7 protein-coding genes, 21 tRNA genes, 1 rRNA gene, 1 pseudogene and 1 riboswitch are annotated in these 12,357 nt (G+C 48.9%); all 30 genes and pseudogenes read right to left on the bottom strand.

The window, feature by feature from the left end; all coding sequences use genetic code 11:
- The coding region (locus AC0LWT_RS38755; RefSeq protein WP_474687289.1) for an AMP-binding protein at positions 1-231 on the bottom strand (231 nt) is incomplete at its 3' end.
- A gap of 133 nt (positions 232-364) precedes the next feature.
- Positions 365-1,996 (bottom strand): annotated as a pseudogene (locus AC0LWT_RS38750) (condensation domain-containing protein); the annotation flags it as partial.
- A gap of 97 nt (positions 1,997-2,093) precedes the next feature.
- Positions 2,094-2,182, bottom strand: a riboswitch (cyclic di-GMP riboswitch).
- 284 nt (positions 2,183-2,466) lie between these two features.
- Positions 2,467-3,477: an aldo/keto reductase gene (locus AC0LWT_RS38745; protein ID WP_474687293.1), complete on the bottom strand. Its 1,011-nt coding sequence runs from the start codon at positions 3,475-3,477 to the stop codon at positions 2,467-2,469.
- A 208-nt stretch (positions 3,478-3,685) separates the two neighbouring features.
- On the bottom strand, positions 3,686-4,753 hold the full coding sequence (locus AC0LWT_RS38740) for an FUSC family protein (protein ID WP_474687286.1): 1,068 nt from the start codon (positions 4,751-4,753) through the stop codon (positions 3,686-3,688).
- A gap of 108 nt (positions 4,754-4,861) precedes the next feature.
- Positions 4,862-4,935, bottom strand: a tRNA-Pro gene (locus AC0LWT_RS38735).
- A gap of 227 nt (positions 4,936-5,162) precedes the next feature.
- Positions 5,163-6,137, bottom strand: coding sequence for a FecCD family ABC transporter permease (locus AC0LWT_RS38730; RefSeq protein WP_474687291.1), 975 nt, complete (start codon positions 6,135-6,137; stop codon positions 5,163-5,165).
- Entirely contained in the window at positions 6,134-7,153 is a 1,020-nt protein-coding gene (locus AC0LWT_RS38725) for a FecCD family ABC transporter permease (protein WP_474687285.1), read from the bottom strand. Before AC0LWT_RS38725 ends, AC0LWT_RS38730 begins: the two co-directional genes overlap by 4 nt.
- 17 nt (positions 7,154-7,170) lie before the next feature.
- Positions 7,171-8,178 (bottom strand): ABC transporter substrate-binding protein, encoded by a 1,008-nt coding sequence (locus tag AC0LWT_RS38720; protein ID WP_474687283.1) that lies wholly within the window; start codon positions 8,176-8,178, stop codon positions 7,171-7,173.
- 183 nt (positions 8,179-8,361) lie between these two features.
- Positions 8,362-9,891: a helix-turn-helix domain-containing protein gene (locus tag AC0LWT_RS38715; protein ID WP_474687281.1), complete on the bottom strand. Its 1,530-nt coding sequence runs from the start codon at positions 9,889-9,891 to the stop codon at positions 8,362-8,364.
- Positions 9,892-10,259: 368 nt separating this feature from the next.
- Positions 10,260-10,338, bottom strand: a tRNA-Leu gene (locus AC0LWT_RS38710).
- Between the two features lie 5 nt (positions 10,339-10,343).
- Positions 10,344-10,420 (bottom strand) — tRNA-Arg (locus AC0LWT_RS38705).
- A gap of 25 nt (positions 10,421-10,445) precedes the next feature.
- Positions 10,446-10,516: transfer RNA gene (locus tag AC0LWT_RS38700), tRNA-Cys, on the bottom strand.
- 9 nt (positions 10,517-10,525) lie between these two features.
- Positions 10,526-10,597, bottom strand: a tRNA-Gly gene (locus AC0LWT_RS38695).
- 4 nt (positions 10,598-10,601) lie between these two features.
- Positions 10,602-10,681, bottom strand: a tRNA-Leu gene (locus tag AC0LWT_RS38690).
- A 15-nt stretch (positions 10,682-10,696) separates the two neighbouring features.
- Positions 10,697-10,772: transfer RNA gene (locus AC0LWT_RS38685), tRNA-Lys, on the bottom strand.
- A gap of 76 nt (positions 10,773-10,848) precedes the next feature.
- A tRNA-Gln gene (locus AC0LWT_RS38680) sits at positions 10,849-10,920 on the bottom strand.
- Between the two features lie 22 nt (positions 10,921-10,942).
- Positions 10,943-11,018: transfer RNA gene (locus tag AC0LWT_RS38675), tRNA-His, on the bottom strand.
- Between the two features lie 26 nt (positions 11,019-11,044).
- A tRNA-Tyr gene (locus tag AC0LWT_RS38670) sits at positions 11,045-11,126 on the bottom strand.
- 36 nt (positions 11,127-11,162) lie between these two features.
- A tRNA-Thr gene (locus tag AC0LWT_RS38665) sits at positions 11,163-11,238 on the bottom strand.
- A 15-nt stretch (positions 11,239-11,253) separates the two neighbouring features.
- A tRNA-Phe gene (locus AC0LWT_RS38660) sits at positions 11,254-11,329 on the bottom strand.
- Positions 11,330-11,350: 21 nt separating this feature from the next.
- Positions 11,351-11,427: transfer RNA gene (locus tag AC0LWT_RS38655), tRNA-Asp, on the bottom strand.
- 33 nt (positions 11,428-11,460) lie between these two features.
- Positions 11,461-11,537 (bottom strand) — tRNA-Met (locus AC0LWT_RS38650).
- Between the two features lie 8 nt (positions 11,538-11,545).
- Positions 11,546-11,621, bottom strand: a tRNA-Val gene (locus AC0LWT_RS38645).
- A 50-nt stretch (positions 11,622-11,671) separates the two neighbouring features.
- Positions 11,672-11,743: transfer RNA gene (locus AC0LWT_RS38640), tRNA-Glu, on the bottom strand.
- A 16-nt stretch (positions 11,744-11,759) separates the two neighbouring features.
- Positions 11,760-11,847, bottom strand: a tRNA-Ser gene (locus AC0LWT_RS38635).
- Between the two features lie 15 nt (positions 11,848-11,862).
- Positions 11,863-11,936, bottom strand: a tRNA-Met gene (locus AC0LWT_RS38630).
- 22 nt (positions 11,937-11,958) lie between these two features.
- A tRNA-Ser gene (locus tag AC0LWT_RS38625) sits at positions 11,959-12,047 on the bottom strand.
- A gap of 6 nt (positions 12,048-12,053) precedes the next feature.
- Positions 12,054-12,129: transfer RNA gene (locus tag AC0LWT_RS38620), tRNA-Asn, on the bottom strand.
- A gap of 3 nt (positions 12,130-12,132) precedes the next feature.
- Positions 12,133-12,208: transfer RNA gene (locus AC0LWT_RS38615), tRNA-Ala, on the bottom strand.
- 46 nt (positions 12,209-12,254) lie between these two features.
- Positions 12,255-12,357 (bottom strand): 5S ribosomal RNA (gene rrf / locus AC0LWT_RS38610); the annotation flags it as partial.

The raw sequence follows: 12,357 nt of genomic DNA, 5'->3' as shown, positions 1-12,357 counted from the left end.
CACTCCCCGGTGCTCCACCATCACCCCTTTGGGTTTCCCGGTAGATCCCGAGGTATAGATGATATAGGCCAGGTCCTGCGGCTTGTTAACAGGCTCCGGATTGGCACCTCCGGCCGGGTCTGTACACTGAAAGCTTTCGCCATCCAAATCCATGATCGGGCCCCGGTAGTCGAGCTTGTCCCGGAAATGCTTTTGCGTCAGCAGTATAGAGGCACCGCTGTCTTCCAGCATATAGCGAATCCGTTCCTCCGGATAGTTCNTCGAGCTTGTCCCGGAAATGCTTTTGCGTCAGCAGTATAGAGGCACCGCTGTCTTCCAGCATATAGCGAATCCGTTCCTCCGGATAGTTCGGATCTATCGGCACGTACGCGCCGCCCGCTTTGAGCGTTCCCAGGATGCCAACGACCATTTCGATAGATCGTTCCACTATGATGGCGACGATATCGTCCGGCTTCACTCCCCGCCCCCTCAACACCTTGGCCAGCCGGTTCGCCTGTTCGTTCAGTTCCCGGTAGGTTAAGGTTTGCTGCCCGAAGACCAATGCCGGATGCTCCGCTCTTTGCTCCGCCCGCTCCTCAAACAGTCCATGGATCGTTTGCTCCTTCGGATATTCCGTCTTCGTCCGATTGAAACCGTCAAGCAGCACGCCTCTCTCTTCCTCCGGCACGACCTCGATCTGCGAAATGGGAGTTTCACTTTGTTCCATGACTTGAGTGAATAAATAATCAAAGTGGCGGATGACGTTTTCTATAGGGATGAGCTTTTCAAACACCTGTATCTGATAGTCAAAATTTACGGCTACATCCGCTTCTCCTTCTTGTCCCCATATCAGAAGTGTAAGCGCATTCCTTTCGTGATGATGCGGCATGCTTACGATCCGGCACGCTGCGCCGTTAAACGATTCTCTCGTTTCCTGTTCTTCAAAAGAAAGCGATATATCAAACAAATTTCCTTTTTCGTGGACATCCTCGTAAACCGCCCGATAAATTTCGCCGAAAGATATTTTCTGATGCCGATAGCACTGCATAAGCTCACGCTTGATGAACTTTATCAGTTCTTTGAAGCTTATATCCTGCTCGGGACTTATCCGAAGCGGCAGCACATTGGCGAAGTGTCCCACGGTCTGCTTATACTGCGCTTTGCCCCGGTTAAAAACCGGGACGCCGATCACCATTTCGTTTCGATTGCAAACCCTGCTGAAGTAAAGGAACAGTATGCCTAAAAAGTAGTGGAACGACGAACAACCTTCCTCCTTACAAAATTCAACCATTTGATCGTACAATGCCTTGTTTATTGTTAAAGTTTCCCTATTGCTCCAAACAGAATCGCCGTAATCATCATCCGTGTTCAAACCTCTGCTTAGCAAAGGCTCGGGAACGGTTCGATATTTGCTCTGCCAGAACTTCCTATCCTTCAAAAAGGCTGAAGAATTCAAATAATTCTGGTTGTCAGAGATAAAATCGGTATAGGAATAGGAAGGTCTGTTCATTTCCCCAATTCCTTGAGCCAATTCATTGTAATTTTCAAACATTTGACTGATGAGGAGGGCAAACCCCCATCCATCAATGATCATATGATGAACTTTAAGTAAAATGAAATATACACCCGGTTCGCCTTGTAATAATTCAAATCGAAAATAATTGTCCTTCGGTTGAAAAATTTTCAAAAACTCTTTTTTCATCCAATCCAGGCAAAAGGAATTCGGATCTTTCTTCCCCGAAAAATCATGAAACGGAGCTTCATAGTCGATTTCCGGCAGGATTGTTAAATAGGGCTCGCCCTTTTTATCAATAAGACGAGTTCTGAGAGAATCATTCTGCCTGATTAACAACTGCATGGACTTCTTAAAGATAGCCGTATCCAGTTTTCCTTTAACCTCAATGTACCCGCCAAGGTTGTAAATAGGTTTTCCAGGGTGCATACTTTGCTCGAGCCATATATCTTTCTGATAGGAACTTAACGGATACTCCTCGATACCTATCACGCTTGTTTCCATAACGTTTCCCCCTGTTCTCCGAATGATTTTTCGCTGCAATAAAAAAAGCCTGTTCCCATAGTTAAGAAGAACAGACGACAAATTTCGCCCAGTTTCCTTCGGCAACCTGGCAATCATGGCTGTTTATCCAGCTTTAGACCCATGGCTTTGTGTCCACCACTTTCGAGGTGTTTACGATTAACGGGAAATAACATAAGTATGTTGTTTTACATCCTTACCAGAAACTTGGCTTCATCCATTTACATAAACGGCCCCCTCCCATAGTTTTATACAGCCTTCCGGTATTCGCCGAGACTTCTGCACAACTTTAGCGGCTTAATTCCGTTAGCATGATGAATCCGCGATCCGCTTAGTTCGCTGTTCTTAGATCGATATACCTATGGAATTAATTGTATTATCTAAAAAATATCGAATTTTGTCAATAAATTCTAAGTTTTTAATAAAATTCATGATAAGTATATTGGTCACAATTACTTCGATCTCAGCACTTGGTTGGAAATGCTGCTGACCATCTCAATCTCTCCGGCTGTCAAGGTAAACTGCATCGCCTTCACATTTTCCTCGGCATGAGTTACTTTTGAAGCCCCAGGTATCGCAAATACGTTCTCTCCGTGGGCATTAATCAACCAATTCAAGGCAATCTGCGTTGGCGTTGCGTTATATTGTTGAGCCAACTGTTCCAACGTTTCAATCAGCGGCTTTGATTTCTGCAAGCCCGACTCCCGGAATGCCGCTGTCCACTTGCGCGGACCCGTGATCGACTTGACCAAGGATGGATTTTTGTGAAATTTGCCGCTTAAGATCCCTTGCATTAATGGGGAGTAGGCGATGATCGCCACGCCGAGTTCTTTAGCCGTATCCAAAATTCCGTTCTGTTCAATTCTCCGGTCGAGCAGGCTATATTTCACTTGATTCGAAACTAAACGAAGGCCATGCTCGCGCAGCACGCGATCGGCCTCGCGCATTTGTTGCGCGGAAAAGTTGCTTACACCCACATATTTAATCTTCCCTTGCTCGACTAAACTAGCCATAGAATTCATCATGGCGGCAACCGAAGCAAAGGAGTAAGGAGAATGCACCTGATAAAGGTGAATCGTCCGGTGATCCAACTGGCGGATACGTTCATCAATCGTTGCCGTGATGCTGCCTGCGGTGCGAAAAGCCGGCCACCATTTCGTAGCGATATTCGCCTGTGCCGCGAGCGTTCCGCCAATCTCATTCAGCGTGCCGGCAAGTAGCTGCTCAGACTGTCCGCCACCGTACGCTTCAGCAGTATCGAACCAATTAATTCCACCTTCCAAGCTGGTCTGAACAATTTGCCTTATATCCTCTCTCCGCAGCGCCGGCCAGAATTTCCCGACGAGCCCTTTTCCGTTGCTGAACTGCCAGCATCCAAGCCCCAGCGGTGACAGCTTTAAATCCGAGTTGCCCAGCTTGCGTAATTGCAATGAAGCTGCCGTAGTTACTGTTTTCTCATCCATGATGCTTCCACCATCTCCCGTAAAATAATGTGTAGAGTTTTTTATAAAATATATGGAAAAACCACCTTCAGAATCCTTTTTTGTTATATCGGTTAAAAAATGGCGATTTATTAACAAAATGTGCTTTATACCATATGATTAACCAAGTTTTTCCATACGGGCGCAAAAAACCGCTGCCCCTTTTCGGGGACAACGGCTCCTCATTTTGCTACTTCAATTTTATGCTTTTCAGCAGCGCATCGATCGGTTCCTTCTCGTCCGTATCTCCGCGATGGTAATGTTCCACAAGCTTGTCCAGCCGCGCTACCTGATGGCCGTAATCGTACATGGCGGCCGCCACGACCGAATGCCGCAGCATACCTCCCGGCCCTTCGGAAAACTGCTCGATGATCGTCGACATAAAACGTTCGCTCTCCGCCTCCATCTCCAGCCCTTCGGAGCTGTCCGCCTTCAGTTTATCATCGAACTTCAGCAGCACGTGCTCGTGGAATTTGATCAACTTCTCCAGATGGCCGTCAAAAAACGCATCGGTTTGCGGTGTGCGCGCCGCCTGAAAATAATGCTCCTCCACGGCGTCCAAAACCTCAAATCCTTTGTAAATGGCGCGCAGCATTTGCTTGTAGATGACTAATTGGCGAATGCGGCTGAAACCGGCGCGCTTAAGCTTTTTAACTTCCTCTTCCATAAGCTTGTATTTATTCGCCAGCGACTGCACAGCCCCCTGCAAACTGTCTTTTTCGTTGCGAAATACGTTCTCCTTCATTTCATCGGAGATAACCGTCCGCAGCAGCAGCGAAAGTTTGTTGAAAACGCTATGGATCTGCGCGGCAAACTGCTCCTTCGGCTTCGGCGGGAAAAAGAGGATGTTGATCAGGCAAGCGCAGCCGATTCCGATCAAGCTGAGCATAAACCGGTTGACGGCAAACTGCCACTCGGACGAAGCGTCCATCACCGCCACAACCGTAACCAAAGTGAGCCCAATCGTTTCCTCCATGCCCATCCTCAGGCAGATGATAATAACCAGAATACATACGATCCCGATTGCAATTATATTGTTGGAGAAAAACATCCCGGCCAGCAGAGCCAGAGCAGCCCCCATAATATTCGTTTGCAGTTGATCCAAAAAATAGCGCCATGATCGGTAGATCGAAGGCTGCATCGCAAAAATAGCCGCTACCGCCGCGATAACGGGAGGGGTAAAGTTCAGCCAAGCGCTGATATATAATGCCATTGTTACCGCAATTCCTGTCTTCCACACGCGTGCGCCGAAAACCACGAAGCCCTCTCCTTTTCCTCTTCATACTGTCATTATATCTAAAAACAAAAAAATAAGCATTCCCGGACAGCCGACTGACTGCGCCGATCATGCTTATTTGTTGAAAGATCGGGACGACACGATTTGAACATGCGACCCCCTGCTCCCAAAGCAGGTGCTCTACCAAGCTGAGCTACGTCCCGAAAGTACCGGTGAGAGGACTCGAACCTCCACGGTTTCCCACTCGATTTTGAGTCACTTTGGATATTATACCACGAGCGGAATTTAAGTCAAGAACAAGGAAAATAAAACCCACGAAAGACTTGCAGAATCTGGGATTTTCGCGGGTTTTTTTGAATAATTCGGAGACAACCGAAAAAGAAACCATTTTTAGCCGTTGGGAAGACTGATCAATCGGACAGGTTGTCCGCTACTTCTTACGCAGCAGTAAAAAGAGAAAATATGGCGTTCCCAGTATGGCCGTAACAATGCCCGCCGGAACCTCTATCGGAGGCATAATGATTCGCCCCACTAGGTCGGCGGTTACTACGAGAATAGCACCCAGCAAGGCTGAAACGGGCAGTACAAGCCTGAAATTTGAGCCCACCAACAGGCGGGCCAAATGAGGAATGACCAGTCCGATAAAGCCAATGGTTCCGGCTACGGCAACAGCGCTGCCTGCCATAACAACAGCAACAGCGATCAGCATGAGCCGCGTTCTCTCCACTCTCATACCCAGCCCACGTACAATTTCCTCACTCAGCAATAGCGCATTAAGAGGACGCGAACAGAATAGAGCGGCGACAAGCCCCATAACCGTCCATGGCCAGATCATCTCCACATGCTCCCAACTGCGCGCATACAAGCTGCCTTTGAGCCAAATCAGCGCCTGCGCAGCAGACGGAGAAAATTTGACAATAAACAACGTAATCAAGGCCTGGATACCTGTGCTGACTGCTACTCCACATAGAGCCAGACGCTCCGGCATAAGTCCGTTTTTGTAAGCCAAACCGTACACTAAAAGTCCTGCGGCAATAGAGCCGCCAAAGGCAAACAGCGGCAGCATAGCAGCCGAGAATGCGGGTACAGCCAGAATCAGCACCACAGTAGCCAATCCGCCACCAGCCGTTACGCCGATCAGATCGGGAGCTGCCAGAGGATTGCGGGTAACACCTTGAAGAATAGCTCCGGCTACTGCCATGTTCACTCCGACACAAATACCGATCAACAGCCGCGGCAACCTGTAATCAAAGGTAATCCCTTCCTTGAAGCGAATCTCCTCTATAACTTGGGCAAATGGAAGATTTACAGCACCAAGATGCAAGCTAAAAAAAATCATAATAAGAAGGAGAACGGCGCTAAAGCTCATTATCCATATCCAGCGATGCTTGCCCTTCCGCATCATGATCGCCACCCTGTCTTCCGGCGCATCACATACAGGAAGAACGGCGTTCCCAACAGCGCAGTAATAATTCCCACAGGAATATCTGCCGGATACAGCACCCACTGTCCACCCAGGTCAGCAAGCAACAACAGATCAGCTCCTGCCAAAGCAGATACAGGAATGATTCTTCGATAATCAGCGCCAACAAGCTTTCTGACGATGTGAGGGACCATCAAACCTACGAAGCCGATAGGCCCTGCCAAAGCAACCGCACTTCCCACCATGACAACGCTCAGAACAAACGCCAGTCCCCTGATTTTCCTAACCTGCTGACCAAGACTGCTGGCTGTCGCTTCACCAAGTGTCAAAATATTAAACTGCCCGGCAATTAATAGCCCTATGACAGCCGCTGGGATGATAAAGAGCAAAGCGATTCGCACATCGGCCCAGGTTGCACCGGACAATTTCCCTGCCATCCAGTACAAAATTTCGGATAAGTTCTCATCGTCCAGAATCAGAAAGCCTGTCGTTAGGGAACCCATTAAAAATGCAACGGCAATTCCAGCCAAAACCAGTCGAGTTGAGGTATATTGTCCTCTCAAGGACAGTATGTACACGATACTTCCTCCAATGGCTGCACCGACAAAAGCAGATAGGAGAATCGTAACCGAAACATCCTTCTGTCCCAAAAGAACGAGCGCCAGCACAACGAAGAAGGAGGCGCTTTGGTTAATTCCCATGACTTCCGGGTCTGATAGCGGATTGCGAGTAATGCCCTGCAACAGACAGCCAGCTACAGCCAATCCCCCGCCAATAATAAGGGCAAGAACAGCTCGGGGAAGACGGACAAACCAGACCTTATAGGCAAGTATATCTGTCTCATCCATACTCGCGATCTCCTGTAAACTGCTCCATCTCAGTCCTTTCAATCCGAGAAAAACGGAGATCGCAACAGCCAGCAGCATCAGAACCCACAAGCTGGAAATCAGAAAGAATGGGAAAGGAGGAGGGTTTGTTATGCCCGTTTTCTGATCCATACGTAATCCCCCCGGAATCAGTTGCTCGGGCTCGTGATTTTCAAAGCTTGTTCAAGAATAAGCTGTGCCGCACGTGGCCCCCGTCCTTTGGACCACAGGTCGCGGCTTACCGCAGTAGCCTGGTTTGCTTTGACAGCCTTGAGGTTCTTGTACAGGGGATTGGACTGCCATTTACCAAGATCACCATAATAAAACAAGTAATCCGGATTGATTTCGCTTAACCGCTCCAGGCTCAGTTTGGCAATGTCCGTTTTGCTCTCCGCAGCAGACAGATCCTTTTTCCCGTCAAAGGCGTAGTTGACTCCAATTGCGGAAAGCAAGGAACCGACGAAAGAGTCTTTCATCCAAACTGTTGAATCATCCTCAAAAGCACCAATGACAAGGACTGTAGGAGCACCCTTCAACTTTTCCTTGCCTGCTTGAATCTGCTTTTCAATCTCCTGCTTCACCGCTTTAGCTTGCTCCTTTTTATCCAACAGGGTGCCAACGCTAAGCAGGTTCTCCAACACTTCCTCATAGCTGTTATCGTCCAGCGCAATCGTCGGCGCAATTGCTCCCAACTGCCCTTTAATCATTTCGTGCCGGTCAGGATTAGCAATGATTAAATCGGGCTTGACGGATTTCAGAACCTCCAGATTGGGCTGTTTGGCTTGTCCCGTATTGGTAATTCCATCTGCCTTGACAGTAGCTTTCAGATAATCGGGAAACCCGGACTCACCGATCCCGACAGTTGCTGCCGGCACAACATCCAGGACAGAAAGCAAGTCTATGAAGGAGTAGTCAAGAGCAGCAATTTTTGTTGGTGCAGCTTTGATTGACGTTTCTCCCCAAACATGTTTCACTGTGAATTCTGAACCGTTTGCTGCCGAAGTGGCAGATGAGGGAGCGGTGCTGTTTGCGGCCCCAGTGACACCCTTTCCTCCATTGGTTGTGGAATCGGATTTTTCGGCGCAACCCGCCAGAAGTGCAGCACTCAGCATGAGGGCAGCAATGGAGCAAGTAAAAGTCTTGTTGAACATTTGCATCTGTCTATAACCTCCCGTATTGGTAAACATATTCTGGCGATTTCATTTCCTCCAAATACGAGAATGAGAATGATTATCACCAACACATAACAACACGATTATAGACAGATGAAACCAATAAATCTATGAAGAATATTGCCCGATTATTTGTACAATATTGCTTCGGCCTGTTCTATCACATATTCAGGGGACAAACAATCGCACTGTCTCCTCCAACATCATTTCATGACTTAAAGCAGAGTAATCCAGCCAAGGATAGTACGAGTCCAGTTGAAACCATCGCTGTTTCCGCACGGCTGTAAGCTCTCTCCACTCCGGGCTGTCCATCAGCTTGCGGTACAATCGGGTATCTTTTTTCCTGGGCGAGGTCATAAGCAGTATGTAGTCTCCGTCGAAGTTGGGCAGTTCCTGCATGGAGATGGTTTTGCGCCAATGAATTTGGCTGACTGCATGAGGCGGCTCGAGCTTCAAATCATGATAGAGGACACTGCCGATATTGCGTCCAATCCCATAAACGCACAGCTTCCCGCCCACAATCCGCAGTACAGTCACAGTCCCTTCCCCAATCTGTCCGCGGATTCGCTGACCAGCCTGAGCAGCCTTATAGTCATATTGCTCCAACCAACGGCTTGCTTCCTTTTCTTTGCCCAGCGCCAAGGCGATTTTATTGAATCGTTCCCGCCATTCCAGCTTCCAATAGGGTAAAACAACCGTTGGTGCAATTGCCGACAGTTCCGGGCTGTCACTGACAATCAGGTGAGGCTGAAGGTCTATCAGTTCGTTCCACTTCCCCTTCGTATACATATGCAAAGGAACAGAATCCATCATGTGCTTGTTCAGATGCGGCCCACCAATCCTGCCTTCCGTCAGGACAGAAGCATAGGGAATCACACCTAAAGCCAGTAAATCTCCGTTGTAGGTATAACGCGTAACTACAATCTTTTGACGATATTTTTTGCTATAGGCGGCTGGAGAATAGCCCGTTTCTTTTTTGAACATACGGCTGAAATAGGATTCTTCGTTATAGCCTACACTCTGAGCGATGTTCTGCAGGGAGAGATGGGACAGGATAAGCAATTCCTTGGCCCGATTGATCCGCAGGCTGGTTATATATTCCTTCACTCCAATTCCCCTGCTCTTCTTGAACAAACGCGAATAATAGCTGGAGCTAAAGCCGGACATGTGCGCCAATGACTCCAAAGAAATCGGCTTCATGTAGTTTTCCTTCAGATAATCCAGCGTCCGCTCAATCCCCTGCTGCGGATGATCGCCCTGGGTGTCAAACTCGTTAGCCAGAATGTACAGCAGCTCATAGAACAAATGTTTCTGCTGAAAGTATTCTCGCTCACCGCCTGTACCCTCGGTAATCTGATGCATCTGCTGAACCAGTTGGGTAATCTGAGCTGGATTTGATATCGGCACAGCGCCCTCTATCGGGAAAGATCCGGAATCTTTACGGTACACCGACCAGTTGTCATTGATCTTGTGAGGGATCATGACAACAAAGGTCAACATGTAATACTCCAACATCTGGTCTTCATTCACTGCTACTTCCAGCTTCTGCCCTCTCGCAATAAAAAATACACTTCCCGGCAAAGCCTGGTGTGTATCGTCGCGAATACGCAGCAGCCCCTTCCCTTGATGAATCAGCAGCATGGTGTGAACTGCGGCGCTTTGGGACGAATGAATCTGATCCGGGCTGCATCGCCTCAAGGATATACTCTCCAGTTGAAGCAGCATTTCGTTCAAAGCCTGAAATATGGTACGTGTGACATTCAACTCCCCCATTATACATTGAAAAAATAGCCCCTACACTCCGACTATAGCAATCCCGCTTAGTTCTTTGTACAAGCCATATCCTTATTGTATGCCATTCCTGAGCGACAGGAAACAAAGCGCTATTTAGCACTTTTTTGCAGCCAAAAATTTTTTGATGAATGGGTCGCTTTTTCTTCTCTCATTGCCAACAGAGTTAATCCCGTACTTCGATCAATAGCCCAGGTGATGAACGGCGTACTCAATATCAAATAAAAAAGCCCATTAGATTATATCCCTAATGGACTACTCGATTATAAATATGATACCGGCGAGAGGACTCGAACCTCCACGGTTTCCCACTCGATTTTGAGTCGAGCGCGTCTGCCATTCCGCCACGCCGGCTTAAGTGGCGTGCCCTGAGAGATTCGAACTCCCGACCTTTTGATTCGTAGTCAAACGCTCTATCCGGCTGAGCTAAGGGCACACGTATATAATTCATTTTTTAAAAAAGGCACTACCCAGATTCGAACTGGGGATAAAGCTTTTGCAGAGCTCTGCCTTACCACTTGGCTATAGCGCCAACAAACTAAGCGGAAGACGGGATTCGAACCCGCGACCCTCGCCTTGGCAAGGCGATGCTCTACCCCTGAGCCACTTCCGCATAATGCGCGTAGAGGGACTTGAACCCCCACGGTCGCCCGCTAGATCCTAAGTCTAGTGCGTCTGCCAATTCCGCCATACGCGCATGGTGTTACAAAAATGGTGAGCCATGTAGGACTCGAACCTACGACACCCTGATTAAAAGTCAGGTGCTCTACCAACTGAGCTAATGGCTCAAGCTATAATTATGGGGTCCCCGCAAAGTAATCGGAATTCGCTTCATAGCTTATCTTCACTTTGTGGGGTGTAGTACTGGGGATCTAGGATTCGAACCTAGGCATGACGGAGTCAAAGTCCGTTGCCTTACCGCTTGGCTAATCCCCAATATGTAATTCGATGAAATAAATGGGGCGATCGATGGGACTTGAACCCACGAATGCTGGAGCCACAGACCAGTGCGTTAACCCCTTCGCCACGACCGCCGCGTCAAAAAGTTGTTTAAAAACAATGGAGGCTGATGGATTCGAACCACCGAACTCGAAGAGAACAGATTTACAGTCTGTCGTGTTTAGCCACTTCACTAAGCCTCCGTAAAACTAAACCTTAATCGGGATTCCGAAAAGTAATGGTGCCGTCGAGAGGACTTGAACCCCCAACCTACTGATTACGATTCAGTTGCTCTACCGATTGAGCTACAACGGCATACTAGGTTGTTCATGGTGGCTCGGGACGGAATCGAACCGCCGACACGAGGATTTTCAGTCCTCTGCTCTACCGACTGAGCTACCGAGCCTTGCACTTTCATGGTTAAAAATGGCGGAGCCGACGGGATTCGAACCCGCGGTCTCCTGCGTGACAGGCAGGCATGTTAGGCCTCTACACCACGGCTCCACACTAGATAAAACGTCTCAACCTTCAGGAGGTTGGTTGCGGGGGCAGGATTTGAACCTGCGGCCTTCGGGTTATGAGCCCGACGAGCTACCGGGCTGCTCCACCCCGCGTCGACAGATGGTGGAGGCTGACGGGATCGAACCGCCGACCCTCTGCTTGTAAGGCAGATGCTCTCCCAGCTGAGCTAAGCCTCCATGGGATATTGGAATCAACTTCGCAAATTCCTTTGCTTGATGAATCCTTATGACCCGTAGGGGATTCGAACCCCTGTTACCTCCGTGAAAGGGAGGTGTCTTAACCCCTTGACCAACGGGCCTTGTATGTATTCCTGACGGAGAGAGAGGGATTCGAACCCTCGCACCGCTTGCGCAGTCTAACCCCTTAGCAGAGGGTCCCCTTGAGCCACTTGGGTATCTCTCCAAAATAAAACCTTAGTAGCGGCGGAGGGGCTCGAACCCCCGACCTTACGGGTATGAACCGTACGCTCTAGCCAGCTGAGCTACGCCGCCAAGCGAAATGCTGAAAGCAGTACGGAGAAGGAGGGATTCGAACCCTCGAGACGCTTGTGACGCCTACACGATTTCCAATCGTGCTCCTTCGGCCAGCTCGGACACTTCTCCATAATGTGGCTCCCCGAACAGGACTCGAACCTGTGACAACTCGATTAACAGTCGAGTGCTCTACCAACTGAGCTATCAGGGAATATGGTGGAGCCAAGCGGGATCGAACCGCTGACCTCCTGCTTGCAAGGCAGGCGCTCTCCCAGCTGAGCTATGGCCCCTGATTGAATCAACTCGAGAGAAAAAAAACCCACTTAGTGGGTATTCGCTTGGCAACGTTCTACTCTCCCAGAACCCTTCGGTTCAAGTACCATCGACGCTGGAGGGCTTAACGGTCGTGTTCGAGATGGGAACGCGTGGATCCCCTCCG

Source organism: Paenibacillus sp. sgz302164 (assembly GCF_056120505.1).
The sequence above is the reverse complement of the archived record's forward strand: the minus strand, read 5'-3'. Positions and strand labels throughout refer to the sequence as shown.